11 protein-coding genes are annotated in these 13,814 nt (G+C 56.1%); 4 read left to right on the top strand and 7 right to left on the bottom strand.

The features are described 5' to 3' along the window. Nucleotides 1-14 precede the first annotated feature (14 nt). The 7 genes from rsmG to rpmH form a co-directional block, all read right to left on the bottom strand. A complete protein-coding gene (gene rsmG, locus ACW9JC_RS04760; RefSeq protein ID WP_457453886.1) occupies nt 15-659 on the bottom strand; it encodes a 16S rRNA (guanine(527)-N(7))-methyltransferase RsmG in 645 nt (214 codons plus the stop codon). Next, on the bottom strand, nt 656-2,554 hold the full coding sequence (gene mnmG / locus ACW9JC_RS04755; RefSeq protein WP_457453884.1) for a tRNA uridine-5-carboxymethylaminomethyl(34) synthesis enzyme MnmG: 1,899 nt from the start codon (nt 2,552-2,554) through the stop codon (nt 656-658). The genes rsmG and mnmG overlap by 4 nt, the downstream gene beginning before the upstream one ends. A 549-nt stretch (nt 2,555-3,103) precedes the next feature. Then, a complete protein-coding gene (mnmE, locus tag ACW9JC_RS04750) occupies nt 3,104-4,474 on the bottom strand; it encodes a tRNA uridine-5-carboxymethylaminomethyl(34) synthesis GTPase MnmE (protein WP_448109842.1) in 1,371 nt (456 codons plus the stop codon). 79 nt (nt 4,475-4,553) lie between these two features. After that, complete coding sequence (gene yidC, locus ACW9JC_RS04745; RefSeq protein WP_457453883.1) at nt 4,554-6,233, bottom strand: membrane protein insertase YidC; 1,680 nt, start codon at nt 6,231-6,233, stop codon at nt 4,554-4,556. A gap of 2 nt (nt 6,234-6,235) precedes the next feature. Beyond that, on the bottom strand, nt 6,236-6,481 hold the full coding sequence (gene yidD, locus ACW9JC_RS04740; RefSeq protein WP_010207715.1) for a membrane protein insertion efficiency factor YidD: 246 nt from the start codon (nt 6,479-6,481) through the stop codon (nt 6,236-6,238). Beyond that, nucleotides 6,474-6,875, bottom strand: a complete 402-nt coding sequence (gene rnpA / locus ACW9JC_RS04735; protein WP_197677877.1) for a ribonuclease P protein component — start codon at nt 6,873-6,875, stop codon at nt 6,474-6,476. Before rnpA ends, yidD begins: the two co-directional genes overlap by 8 nt. Nucleotides 6,876-6,891: 16 nt before the next feature. After that, a complete protein-coding gene (rpmH, locus tag ACW9JC_RS04730; protein WP_003213577.1) occupies nt 6,892-7,026 on the bottom strand; it encodes a 50S ribosomal protein L34 in 135 nt (44 codons plus the stop codon). A 568-nt stretch (nt 7,027-7,594) separates the two neighbouring features. Between rpmH and dnaA the strand changes: the two genes are divergently transcribed. The 4 genes from dnaA to gyrB are packed head-to-tail and all read left to right on the top strand — an operon-like array spanning nt 7,595 to nt 13,814. Continuing rightward, nucleotides 7,595-9,124 (top strand): chromosomal replication initiator protein DnaA, encoded by a 1,530-nt coding sequence (dnaA, locus tag ACW9JC_RS04725; RefSeq protein ID WP_457453882.1) that lies wholly within the window; start codon nt 7,595-7,597, stop codon nt 9,122-9,124. 39 nt (nt 9,125-9,163) lie between these two features. Further along, nucleotides 9,164-10,267 carry a DNA polymerase III subunit beta gene (gene dnaN / locus ACW9JC_RS04720; protein WP_338583963.1) on the top strand — a complete coding sequence of 368 codons (1,104 nt, stop codon included), beginning with the start codon at nt 9,164-9,166 and terminating at the stop codon, nt 10,265-10,267. 20 nt (nt 10,268-10,287) lie between these two features. Continuing rightward, entirely contained in the window at nt 10,288-11,391 is a 1,104-nt protein-coding gene (gene recF / locus ACW9JC_RS04715) for a DNA replication/repair protein RecF (RefSeq protein ID WP_008064628.1), read from the top strand. A gap of 5 nt (nt 11,392-11,396) precedes the next feature. Beyond that, the gene (gene gyrB, locus ACW9JC_RS04710) at nt 11,397-13,814 is read left to right on the top strand and encodes a DNA topoisomerase (ATP-hydrolyzing) subunit B (RefSeq protein ID WP_217856990.1); all 2,418 of its coding nucleotides are present in this window, start codon (nt 11,397-11,399) and stop codon (nt 13,812-13,814) included.

The following is a 13,814-nucleotide window of genomic DNA, read 5'->3' as shown; positions in this document are numbered from 1 at the left end:
GCTTGTGTTCCCAATCATGCCGTGCGGCGCAGTATCAGCAGATGGCGTTGGCCTTGGCAACCGGGTACGGCCAGGGCGTGTTCGCTATCGAGGTGGAAGTCTGCCGGCAATGCTACCAGCTCATCGGCGGGATGAACGCCCTTCATTGCCAGCCAACGTGTATCGGTGTCGCCGAGGTGGCGAGTCCAGTTGGTGAAGTTCTCCATGCTGCTGAACGCCCGGGAGATAATCCCGTTGAACGGCTGCGCAGGCTGGAACGCTTCGACGCGACTGTGGATAACTTGAAGGTTATCCAGTTTGAGTTCGAGTTTGACTTGGGTCAGGAAGCGGGTTTTCTTGCCATTGCTGTCCAGACAGGTCACTTGCGACTCAGGAAACAGGATGGCCAGCGGGATGCCAGGCATGCCGCCGCCGCTGCCGACATCCAGCCAACGACCATTTTCGATGAAAGACATCACGCTCAGACTATCGAGCAAATGACGCGAGACCATTTCATCCGGATCACGCACGGCGGTGAGGTTGTAAGCCTTGTTCCATTTGATCAACAGGGCCAGATAGCCCAGCAGCTGCGCGTGCTGGGTTTCAGTCAGCGTGACACCAAGCTGGCGGGCACCTGTGGATAACTCTTCTGCGTGTTGCAAAGTGACCAACGAACTCAAGCGCTTTGCTCCAACTGACGGCCCGCGCCGCGTTTTTTCAAATGAATCATCAACAGCGAAATGGCTGCCGGCGTAACACCCGGGATGCGCGACGCCTGGCCCAATGTTTCTGGACGGGTCGCACCGAGCTTGCTCTGGATCTCTTTGGAGAGACCGGAAATGTTTGTGTAATCGATATCCACAGGCAATTTCGTGTCTTCACTTGCGCGCAGACGGGCGATTTCATCCTGTTGACGATCGATGTAGCCGGCGTACTTGGTCTTGATTTCGACCTGTTCGGCGACCTGTGGATCTTCTGCGCCCCCACCAGTCACGGCGATCAGACCAGCGTAGTCGATCTCCGGACGGCTCAAGAGATTGAGCAGGTTGTATTCGTGAGTCAGCGGCGTACCGAATTTTTCCGAAATCGCATCGCCTTGTTCAGTGCCCGGGCGGACCCAAGTGCTTTTCAGGCGCTGTTCTTCCAGCTCGATGCTTTCGCGTTTTTTGCTGAAAGCCGCCCAGCGCGCGTCATCCACCAGACCCAGTTCGCGACCTTTCTCGGTCAAGCGCAGGTCGGCGTTGTCTTCGCGCAGGATCAAACGGTATTCGGCGCGGGAAGTGAACATCCGGTACGGCTCTTGGGTACCTAGAGTAATCAGGTCGTCGACCAGTACCCCGATATACGCTTCATCGCGACGCGGACACCAGGCGTCTTTGCCCTGTGCACGCAGCGCGGCGTTGGTTCCGGCCAGCAAACCCTGGGCGCCGGCTTCTTCGTAACCGGTGGTGCCGTTGATTTGCCCGGCAAAGAACAGACCGCCGATGACTTTGGTTTCCAGGCTGTATTTCAGGTCGCGCGGATCGAAGTAGTCGTACTCGATCGCATAACCCGGACGCACGATGTGCGCGTTCTCCATGCCGCGGATCGATTGAACGATCTGCAATTGCACGTCGAATGGCAAGCTTGTGGATATCCCGTTCGGGTACAGCTCGTTTGTCGTCAAACCTTCCGGTTCGATGAAGACCTGGTGGCTTTCCTTGTCAGCAAAGCGATGAATCTTGTCTTCGATCGATGGGCAGTAACGCGGGCCGATGCCTTCGATCTCACCGGCAGCGGAATACATCGGCGAACGGTCGAGGTTCGCGGCAATGATTTCGTGGGTGCGCGCATTCGTGTGGGTAATCCAGCAGCTCACTTGCTTCGGATGCTGCTCTTTGGAGCCCATGAACGACATGACCGGAATCGGCGTATCGCCCGCCTGCTCGGTCATCACCGAGAAATCCACAGATCGGGCGTCAATACGTGGCGGCGTACCGGTTTTCAGGCGACCCACGCGCAGTGGCAGTTCACGCAAACGGTGAGCCAGGGCAATCGACGGTGGATCACCGGCGCGACCGCCGGAAAAATTCTGCAAACCTATGTGGATAAGTCCACCAAGGAACGTGCCGGTGGTCAACACCACGGAATCGGCGAGAAAACGCAGACCCATTTGCGTGACAACACCACGGACTTGTTCCTGCTCGACAATCAGATCGTCAGCGGCCTGTTGAAATATCCACAGGTTCGGTTGGTTCTCCAGGATTTCGCGGATAGCGGCCTTGTACAGAACCCGGTCTGCCTGCGCGCGGGTTGCACGCACGGCCGGGCCTTTGCGGCTGTTCAGTACACGAAACTGGATACCACCTTTATCGGTAGCGATGGCCATCGCGCCGCCAAGGGCATCGATTTCCTTGACCAGGTGGCTTTTGCCGATCCCGCCAATGGCAGGGTTGCAACTCATGGCACCGAGGGTTTCCACGTTATGCGTCAGCAACAGGGTTTTGACCCCCATACGTGCTGAGGCCAGTGCTGCCTCGGTACCGGCATGACCGCCGCCGATGACGATCACTTCAAAACGGGAAGGGAAATCCACCACGCACCTCGTGCCTGCTTAAGTAGGTAATTCAGGAATAGTTTGAGCTCAGGTTTTTGGACCTGGTCGACAAGTATAGGGACTTCGCCCTTCCTAAAGAACCCTTTGCACAAAATTTAACCAGCTGTGGAGAAGTCGGGGTTATAGAAATTAAAAAGAGAGAAATTTATTAAATCTTTGTTTTTATGTTTATTTCTACTGAGGCACCTTTCTGTGGATAGAACGCTGAAGGCCTTTATTTACAATATGTACAGAGATCCAAAACCCTGTGACCATGTGCCAATGAGGCCCTTGGATAACCGGTTTAAGCCTGTGGATGAAAGAGGTGGTTATCCACAGAGGCAGTTATGTTCAGTTTTAAGGCCCTGTTATCAACTGCCCTTAGCCACGGTTATTCACAGGGCTTAATCCACAGAAAAGCGCTACGGGAACAAAATCTGGACACAAAAAAAAGCCAGGCAGACAGAATCCGCATGGCGTTCGAGTGCTGGTTTCAGAAAGAAAGAGGCAGACAGGCACGAACGGCCTGTCTGTGGAACTGCGGAAGGACTATTTACCGATGCAGAAACTGGAGAAGATTCGCCCCAAAAGGTCATCGGAGCTGAACGCACCGGTGATTTCCCCCAGCGATTGCTGTGCTTGTCGCAGATCCTCGGCCAACAGTTCGCCGGCTCCGGCCAGGGTCAGTTGGGCACGGCCGTGTTCCAGGGAGTCGCTGGCATGGCGCAAGGCTTCCAGGTGACGCCTGCGTGCGCTGAAGCTGCTTTCGGACGTCTGTTCATAACCCATGCAGGCTTTCAAATGTTCGCGTAGAAGCTCAAGACCAACGCCGCCAGACTTCGCGCTCAGGCTGATGGTGACATGACCATCCTCGCTGACTTCCAGAGCAATGGCTTCACCCGTAAGGTCTGCCTTGTTGCGGATAAGCGTGACTTTGGCAGGATCTGGACGGGTTTCGAGGAATTCCGGCCACAAAGCAAACGGGTCAGCCGCTTCAGGAGCGGTGGCATCCACAACCAACAGTACGCGATCCGCTTCGCCGATGGCTTTCAACGCCCGCTCGACGCCGATTTTTTCCACATGATCATCGGTGTCACGTAAGCCAGCGGTGTCGACGACGTGCAGTGGCATGCCGTCAATGTGGATATGTTCGCGCAGGACATCGCGGGTTGTGCCGGCAATCTCGGTCACAATCGCCGCTTCCCGTCCGGCCAGCGCATTGAGCAAACTGGATTTACCGGCATTCGGACGGCCGGCAATCACCACCGTCATGCCATCGCGCAACAAAGCGCCCTGCCCGGCTTCGCGCATGACAGTGGATAACTCATCGCGGACCTTGTCGAGCATGCTGAGCACGTGGCCATCCGCGAGGAAGTCGATTTCTTCTTCCGGGAAGTCGATTGCGGCCTCGACATAAATCCGCAGACCGATCAGTTGCTCCGTGAGGTTATGCACACGTGTGGAAAATGCGCCTTGCAAGGAACGCAGTGCATTTCGGGCCGCCTGTGCAGAACTGGCTTCGATCAGATCGGCGATGGCTTCGGCCTGGGCGAGGTCGAGCTTGTCATTGAGGAATGCACGTTCACTAAATTCACCCGGTCGAGCGAGACGGCAACCCAGTCCAAGGCAACGTTGCAGCAACATATCCAGGACGATCGGGCCGCCATGACCCTGTAATTCCAATACATCTTCGCCAGTAAAGGAGTTCGGTCCGGGAAAATACAATGCGATGCCCTGATCGAGCACCTCGTCGTTTTCACCGAGGAACGGACCGTAGTGAGCGAAACGCGGCTTGAGTTCGCGACCACTGAAGGCCTTGGCCGCAACGCTGGCCAACGGCCCGGAAATACGAACGATGCCGACACCGCCGCGACCTTGAGCGGTGGCGACGGCGGCGATGGTTTCACGAGGAGCGCTCATAAACCGGTATCCATACAAAAGTGACAGATAGCAAAACGCCCCACTAGGGGGCGTTTTGAGTGGTTATCCACAGTGTAAATCAGGCAGCTGCTTTGGTAGCCGCTTCGATCTTACGAGTGATGTACCACTGTTGTGCGATCGACAGGCAGTTGTTCACTACCCAGTACAGCACCAGACCGGCCGGGAACCACAGGAAGAAGAAGGTGAAGATGATTGGCATCATTTTCATGACCTTCGCTTGCATCGGATCCGGAGGAGTCGGGTTCAGCTGCTGCTGGATGAACATGGTTGCGCCCATGATGATCGGCAGAATGAAGAACGGATCCTTGATCGACAGGTCAGTGATCCACAGCATGAACGGCGCCTGGCGCATTTCAACGCTTTCCAGCAGAACCCAGTACAAGGACAGGAAAACCGGCATCTGCACGAGGATTGGCAAGCAACCACCCAGCGGATTGATCTTCTCTTTCTTGTACAGCTCCATCATGGCTTGCGACATTTTCTGCCGGTCGTCGCCATGTTGCTCTTTCAGCGCGGCCAGTTTCGGTGCCACTGCACGCATGCGCGCCATGGATTTGTAGCTGGCAGCCGACAGCGGGAAGAAGATCCCTTTGATCAGCATGGTCAGGAAGATGATCGACCAGCCCCAGTTACCCACAAGGGCGTGGATATGTTGCAACAACCAGAAGATCGGTTGAGCAATGAACCACAGAATGCCGTAGTCGACAGTCAGTTCCAGACCTGGGGACAACTCTTTCAGCACTGCCTGGCTTTTCGGACCGGCGTACAGAATGGCGCTGGTTTCAGCCTTGGCACCCGGTGCAACGGTCAACGAAGGACCGGTGTAACCGATGATGTAGTTGCCTTTGCTGTCTTTACGGGTCTGGACGACATTGTTTTCGCCCTTTTCCGGAATCCATGCGGTCACGAAGTAGTGTTGCAGCCAGGCAACCCAACCACCGGTGACGGTTTCTTTCAGCGCGGCCTTGTCCATGTCCTTCATGGACACTTTCTTGTACGGCTCCGAACTTGTCCACAGGGCGGCGCCCAGGTAAGTCGCGGTGCCGGTCGCGGTGCTGGAAGAAGGATCGGAGCTGGCGTCACGCTTCAATTGCGCGAACATCGCCCCGGACCAGGGCTGAGCGCTCTGGTTGTCGATCAAGTAGGAAACGGTTACGTCATACAGGCCACGTTTCAGGGTGAAACGCTTGATGTAGTTGACGCCGTCCTTGCTGAACTTCAGGTCCACGACCAATTGGTCCTGACCGTCAGCCAGTTGATAAATCTTCTTCTCCGAGGAGTAAACCGGACGACCGGTAGGACTTGCGTCCGGACCGTTGGTGCCGATCAGGCCACTCTGAGCCAGATAAGTGCGCTCGTTGCCGTTGTCGAACAACTGGAACGGAATTTCCGGATGGTCTTGGCGACGTGGATACAGCGGCAGTTTCAGCTGTGCGACATCACCACCTTGTGGATCGATGGCCAGATCGAGCACATCCGTTTTGATCTGGATGAGGTCGGTGCTCGCCGCTACCGGAGTTTCGGCAGGTGCACTGGTATCGTTTGCGGCGTGTGGAATGTCGTCACTGACGGACGCTTTATTGCCAGTTGCCGTATCCGGGAGGCCCGGGGCGGTCGTACTGGAAGCAACATTCTGAGTCGGCAAGGCAGCCTGGCCATAGTCCTGGTTCCATTTAAGAACCATAACGTAGGACACGATTGCCAGGGCGACGATCAGGATCGTGCGTTTGATATCCATGATTACTCGGCCATCGAAGAAGAACGGGAGGTAGGGATAGGTGGAACCGGGTCATAACCACCGGGATTCCACGGATGACAGCGACCTAAACGACGAAAGGTCAGCCAGCCACCGCGTAGAAGGCCATGATTTTCGATGGCTTCCAACGCGTAGCAGGAACAACTGGGGTAGAAACGACAGTGACTGGCCATCAGGGGACTAATGGCATAGCGATAAAACTGGATCGGAACGAGTGCCAGTTTACGCATCTGGACTGTCTACCCCTACAGTTTCGGTTTTGACTGCTGGTACCGGCGTGCTGCGTGCCAGACGCTTCCAGAGTTTGCCGAAATGCTGAATCAATTCGGGGTTTTCTACGTCCCCCAAACCTTTGCGCGCGACGATAACAATGTCCCAGCCGACCAGTAAATCCTGGTTCAGGCGAAACGATTCGCGCATCAGACGTTTGAGGCGATTGCGCTCGACGGAGAGCTTTACGCTCTTTTTCCCGATAACCAACCCGAGACGGGGGTGATCAAGATCGTTGTTGCGCGCAAGGAGCAGGAGATTTTTCCCCGGAACCTTGCCGGTAGGGGAGTCAAAGACTGCCTTGAAATGCCGGGGGGTAAGCAGACGCTTTTCCCGACTGAAGTCCTGACTCACCTCCAGTGCCGGCTTATCAAACTGCCAGACGCGCACGACCTTTGGCGCGACGACGCGACAGAACGGCACGACCGTTCTTGGTAGCCATGCGAGCACGGAAACCGTGGGTACGAGCGCGTTTGATAGTGCTTGGTTGGAAAGTACGTTTCATTGTCGTGTTACCTGGTTCGTCCACAACGGGCCGGAATGGCCCCCGTTTTAAGAGACCGGGGATTCTAGAGAAAGCAAGCCTCTAGGTCAATTTCCAACCAACGTTTCCTTATAAATAGATCTCCTGGCGTTTTGGCCGGTCATCGGTCATTCACTAAATATAAAAATAAAGAAGGAAAGTATTTAAAGCTTTTCTGTAAAGCTTATAAAAGCTAGGGACGCAATCTTCTGTGGATAAGTACATCTAGCCCTTTTATTACGTGATGTACAGAGAATGACAACTACAGTGGAAAACCGTGTTAAGCCTGTGCTGCGCTGTCGGAAAACCTGTGTGTGAAAGGTCGGTTTATCCACAGGCTGGTTATCCACCGAGTTTCACCCCCAGTTGTGCAATGAGCTTAACCACGGTTATCCACAGAGCTTATGCACAGACCATTGGTCGTCTTTTTTGCGTATAAAACGTTGATTCTTCTTGGTCGATGAGCCACCTACGTGTGGATAAGTCAGCGTCTGGTCGCTACAATGGCCGCTTGTTTTTGCCTCACCGGCTTTCAACTTAGGGGATATCCGTGTCAGTGGAACTTTGGCAGCAGTGCGTTGAGCTTTTGCGCGATGAGCTGCCTGCCCAACAATTCAACACTTGGATCCGTCCACTACAGGTCGAAGCCGAAGGCGACGAGTTGCGTGTCTACGCGCCCAATCGTTTTGTCCTGGACTGGGTCAACGAGAAGTACCTGGGCCGCGTCCTGGAATTGCTCGATGAACATGGCAATGGGATGGCGCCAGCGCTTTCCTTATTAATAGGCAGCAAACGCAGCTCAGCGCCGCGTGCTGCGCCGAATGCTCCGTTGGCTGCTGCCGCGGCTGCGTCCCAGGTTCAGGCAACTTCGGCACCGGTCAGTGCTCCGGCGCAAGCATCGGTCGCCGCACCCAGCAAGCGCGCAACGCAAAAAGTCGCAGAGGTCATTGAAGAAGAGCCGTCACGAGACAGTTTCGACCCAATGGCTGGCGCCAGCTCGCAGCAGGCTCCGGTTCGCTCCGAACAACGTACCGTGCAGGTAGAAGGCGCGCTCAAGCACACCAGCTATCTGAACCGCACCTTTACCTTCGAAAACTTCGTCGAGGGCAAGTCCAACCAACTGGCCCGGGCTGCGGCCTGGCAAGTGGCGGACAACCCAAAGCACGGTTACAACCCGCTCTTCCTTTATGGTGGCGTGGGTCTGGGTAAAACCCACTTGATGCATGCTGTGGGTAACCACCTATTAAAGAAGAACCCGAACGCCAAGGTTGTGTACCTGCATTCCGAGCGCTTTGTGGCCGACATGGTCAAGGCCTTGCAGCTGAACGCGATCAACGAGTTCAAGCGTTTCTACCGTTCGGTAGACGCCTTGCTCATCGATGACATTCAGTTCTTCGCCCGCAAGGAGCGTTCCCAGGAAGAGTTTTTCCACACCTTCAACGCCCTGCTTGAAGGTGGCCAGCAAGTCATTCTCACCAGTGACCGCTATCCGAAAGAAATCGAAGGCCTTGAAGAGCGCCTGAAATCCCGCTTCGGTTGGGGCCTGACGGTAGCCGTCGAGCCGCCGGAGCTGGAGACCCGGGTCGCGATTCTGATGAAGAAGGCCGACCAGGCCAAAGTCGACCTGCCCCATGACGCGGCGTTCTTCATTGCCCAGCGCATTCGCTCCAACGTCCGTGAACTGGAAGGCGCGCTCAAACGCGTGATCGCCCACTCGCACTTCATGGGCCGCGACATCACCATCGAGCTGATTCGCGAATCCCTGAAGGACCTGTTGGCGCTGCAAGATAAACTGGTCTCTGTGGATAACATTCAGCGCACCGTCGCCGAGTACTACAAGATCAAGATCTCCGATTTGCTGTCCAAACGCCGTTCGCGTTCGGTCGCCCGTCCGCGTCAGGTCGCCATGGCATTGTCCAAGGAATTGACCAACCACAGCTTGCCGGAAATCGGCGACGTGTTTGGCGGACGAGACCACACGACGGTTTTGCACGCCTGCCGCAAGATCAATGAACTTAAGGAATCCGACGCGGACATCCGCGAGGACTACAAGAACCTGCTGCGTACACTGACCACTTGATGCACACCAGCGCAGCTTATTAAGGCAAGGGACTAGACCATGCATTTCACCATTCAACGCGAAGCCCTGTTGAAACCCCTGCAACTGGTCGCAGGCGTCGTCGAGCGCCGACAGACCTTGCCGGTGCTCTCCAACGTGCTGCTGGTTGTCGAAGGCCAGCAATTGTCGCTGACCGGTACCGACCTGGAAGTCGAGCTGGTCGGTCGTGTTCAACTTGAAGAGCCTGCCGAGCCAGGTTCCATCACTGTGCCTGCGCGCAAACTGATGGACATCTGCAAAAGCTTGCCGGGCGATGCGCTGATCGACATCAAGGTCGATGAGCAGAAGCTCGTCGTGAAGGCTGGCCGTAGCCGCTTCACCCTGTCGACCCTGCCGGCCAATGATTTCCCGACGGTAGAAGAAGGCCCAGGCTCGCTGACTTGCAGCCTCGAGCAAAGCAAGTTGCGCCGTTTGATCGAGCGCACTAGCTTCGCGATGGCTCAGCAGGACGTGCGTTACTACCTCAACGGCATGTTGCTGGAAGTTTCTGCCGGGATCATCCGTGCCGTGGCCACCGACGGTCACCGCTTGGCGATGTGTTCCATGCAGGCCGATATCGGTCAGCCGGATCGCCACCAGGTCATCGTGCCGCGCAAAGGCATTCTCGAGCTGGCACGTCTGCTGACCGAACCGGATGGCAACGTCAGCATCGTGCTGGGTCAGCACCATATCCGCGCCACCACCGGCGAATTCACCTTCACTTCGAAACTGGTAGACGGCAAATTCCCGGACTACGAGCGCGTTCTGCCGAAGGGCGGTGACAAGCTGGTACTCGGCGACCGTCAGGCGTTGCGCGAAGCCTTCAGCCGTACCGCGATTCTGTCCAACGAGAAGTACCGTGGTATCCGCCTGCAACTGGCCAATGGTCAGCTGAAGATCCAGGCGAACAACCCGGAGCAGGAAGAAGCGGAAGAAGAAGTGGGTGTTGAATACAACGGCGGCTCCCTGGAAATCGGCTTCAACGTGAGCTACCTGCTCGACGTGCTGGGCGTGATGACCACCGAGCAGGTTCGCCTGATCCTGTCCGACTCCAACAGCAGCGCGCTGGTGCAAGAGTCCGACAACGACGATTCGGCTTACGTTGTCATGCCGATGCGTCTGTAATCATGCTCAGCAGAAGCTAGATGTCCTTAAGTCGCGTCTCGGTCACCGCGGTGCGCAATCTGCACCCGGTGACTTTCTCCCCCTCCCCCCGAATCAACATTCTTTACGGCGCCAACGGCAGCGGCAAAACCAGTGTTCTGGAAGCCATTCATCTGCTGGGGCTTGCCCGTTCGTTTCGCAGCACCCGCCTGTTGCCGGTCATTCAGTACGAGCAATTGGCATGCACGGTGTTTGGCCAGGTTGAATTGGCGGAGGGTGGGCACAGCGCGCTCGGTATTTCGCGAGACCGCCAAGGGGAGTTCCAGATCCGCATCGACGGGCAAAATGCCCGTAGCGCAGCGCAATTAGCGGAAATCCTGCCATTGCAGCTGATCAACCCAGACAGCTTTCGCTTGCTGGAGGGCGCGCCGAAAATTCGCCGGCAGTTCCTCGACTGGGGTGTGTTCCACGTGGAACCACGGTTCATGTCAACTTGGCAGCGCTTGCAGAAGGCCCTGCGCCAGAGAAACTCTTGGCTGCGGCATGGTACACTTGACGCCGTTTCGCAAGCGGTTTGGGACAGGGAACTGTGCCAGGCCAGCGCTGAAATCGATGAATACCGCCGCGCCTATATCAAAGCCTTGAAGCCAGTCTTTGAACAGACCTTGAGCGAGCTGGTTGAGCTTGAGGGCTTAACGCTCAGCTATTACCGAGGTTGGGACAAAGACCGTGAGTTGAGCGCTGTGCTCGCCGGGTCCCTTCAGCGGGATCAGCAAATGGGTCATACCCAGGCCGGACCACAACGTGCTGATTTGCGCCTCAGATTGGGTGCACACAATGCCGCGGATATCTTGTCTCGTGGACAGCAGAAGTTAGTGGTCTGCGCATTAAGGATTGCCCAGGGGCACTTGGTAAGCCAGGCCCGACGCGGTCAGTGTATTTATCTGGTGGATGACTTGCCGTCCGAACTGGACGAGCAACATCGCCGTGCGCTTTGCCGCTTGCTGGAAGACTTACGCTGCCAGGTGTTTATCACCTGTGTAGATCACGAATTATTGAGGGAAGGCTGGCAGACGGAAACGCCAGTCGCTCTGTTCCACGTGGAACAGGGCCGTATCACCCAGACCCACGACCATCGGGAGTGAAGGCATTGAGCGAAGAAAATACGTACGACTCAACGAGCATTAAAGTGCTGAAAGGCCTGGATGCCGTACGCAAACGTCCCGGTATGTACATTGGTGACACCGACGATGGCAGCGGTCTGCACCACATGGTGTTCGAAGTGGTCGATAACTCGATCGACGAAGCTCTCGCCGGCCACTGCGACGACATCAGCATCATCATTCACCCGGATGAGTCCATCACCGTTCGCGACAACGGCCGTGGCATCCCGGTAGACGTGCACAAAGAAGAAGGCGTTTCGGCAGCCGAGGTCATCATGACCGTGCTGCACGCCGGCGGTAAGTTCGACGATAACTCCTACAAAGTATCCGGCGGTCTGCACGGTGTAGGCGTGTCGGTGGTGAACGCACTGTCAAAAGAACTGGTCCTGACCGTTCGCCGTAGCGGCAAGATCTGGGAACAGACTTACGTCCACGGTGTTCCACAAGAACCGATGAAAATCGTTGGTGAGAGTGAAACCACCGGCACCCAGATTCACTTCAAGCCATCGGCCGAGACATTCAAGAACATCCACTTCAGCTGGGACATCCTGGCCAAGCGGATTCGTGAACTGTCCTTCCTCAACTCCGGTGTTGGCATCGTCCTTAAGGATGAGCGCAGCGGTAAGGAAGAGTTGTTCAAATACGAAGGCGGCCTGCGTGCATTCGTTGAATACCTGAATACCAACAAGACTGCGGTCAACCAGGTGTTCCACTTCAACATTCAGCGTGAAGATGGAATCGGCGTGGAAATCGCCCTGCAGTGGAACGACAGCTTCAACGAGAACCTGTTGTGCTTCACCAACAACATTCCGCAGCGCGATGGTGGTACTCACTTGGTGGGTTTCCGTTCGGCGCTGACGCGTAACCTGAACACCTACATTGAAGCTGAAGGCCTGGCGAAGAAACACAAGGTCGCGACCACCGGTGACGACGCCCGTGAAGGCCTGACCGCAATCATTTCGGTAAAAGTGCCGGATCCTAAGTTCAGCTCCCAGACTAAAGACAAGCTGGTTTCTTCCGAAGTGAAGACCGCGGTCGAACAGGAAATGGGTAAGTACTTCTCGGACTTCCTGCTGGAAAACCCGAACGAAGCCAAGCTGGTTGTCGGCAAGATGATCGACGCGGCCCGTGCCCGTGAAGCGGCGCGCAAGGCGCGTGAGATGACCCGTCGTAAAGGCGCGCTGGATATTGCCGGCCTGCCGGGCAAACTGGCTGACTGCCAGGAAAAAGACCCTGCCCTGTCCGAACTGTACCTAGTGGAAGGTGACTCTGCTGGTGGCTCCGCCAAGCAGGGACGCAACCGCCGGACCCAGGCTATCCTGCCGTTGAAGGGCAAGATTCTGAACGTCGAGAAGGCGCGCTTCGACAAGATGATCTCTTCGCAAGAAGTGGGCACTTTGATCACCGCGCTAGGCTGTGGCATCGGCCGCGACGAGTACAACATCGACAAGCTGCGTTACCACAACATCATCATCATGACGGATGCTGACGTCGACGGTTCACACATCCGTACCCTGCTGCTGACATTCTTCTTCCGTCAGTTGCCGGAGCTGATCGAGCGTGGCTACATCTACATCGCTCAGCCGCCGTTGTACAAAGTGAAGAAAGGCAAGCAAGAGCAATACATCAAAGACGACGACGCCATGGAAGAGTACATGACGCAGTCGGCCCTGGAAGACGCGAGCCTGCACCTGAACGAAGAAGCACCGGGTATTTCCGGCGAAGCCCTTGAGCGCCTGGTCAATGACTTCCGCCTCGTGATGAAGACCCTCAAGCGTCTGTCACGCCTGTATCCACAGGAACTGACCGAGCACTTCATCTACCTGCCAGCGGTGAGCATGGAGCAACTGTCCGACCACGCAGCGATGCAGGATTGGATGGCTCAGTTCGAAGTACGTCTACGCACCGTTGAGAAGTCCGGTCTGGTTTACAAGGCCAGCCTGCGCGAAGACCGTGAACGTAACGTCTGGCTGCCAGAAGTCGAGCTGATCTCTCACGGCCTGTCGAACTACATCACCTTCAACCGTGACTTCTTCGGCAGCAACGATTACAAGACTGTTGTGTCGTTGGGCGCTCAATTGAGCACCTTGCTGGACGATGGCGCGTACATCCAGCGTGGCGAACGCAAGAAGCCGGTGACCGAGTTCAAGGAAGCCCTTGAATGGCTGATGGCTGAAAGCACCAAGCGTCACACCATCCAGCGATACAAAGGTCTGGGTGAGATGAACCCGGACCAGCTGTGGGAAACCACCATGGACCCAAGCCAGCGCCGGATGCTCAAAGTGACCATCGAAGACGCCATTGGCGCAGACCAGATCTTCAACACCCTGATGGGTGATGCGGTCGAACCTCGCCGTGACTTCATCGAAAGCAACGCCCTGGCGGTTTCCAACCTGGATTTCTGA

The sequence above is a fragment of the Pseudomonas sp. SDO5591_S426 genome (assembly GCF_054070755.1).
Note: the sequence above shows the minus strand (reverse complement) of the source record. Positions and strands in the feature narration are given on the sequence as shown.

Bases quoted from the DNA above. Each gene is read 5' to 3' on its own strand.
- recF (WP_008064628.1), top strand. From the start codon at position 10,288: ATGTCCTTAAGTCGCGTCTCGGTCACCGCGGTGCGCAATCTGCACCCG.
- rpmH (WP_003213577.1), bottom strand. From the start codon at position 7,026: ATGAAACGTACTTTCCAACCAAGCACTATCAAACGCGCTCGTACCCAC.
- dnaN (WP_338583963.1), top strand. From the start codon at position 9,164: ATGCATTTCACCATTCAACGCGAAGCCCTGTTGAAACCCCTGCAACTG.
- yidC (WP_457453883.1), bottom strand. From the start codon at position 6,233: ATGGATATCAAACGCACGATCCTGATCGTCGCCCTGGCAATCGTGTCC.
- mnmE (WP_448109842.1), bottom strand. From the start codon at position 4,474: ATGAGCGCTCCTCGTGAAACCATCGCCGCCGTCGCCACCGCTCAAGGT.
- yidD (WP_010207715.1), bottom strand. From the start codon at position 6,481: ATGCGTAAACTGGCACTCGTTCCGATCCAGTTTTATCGCTATGCCATT.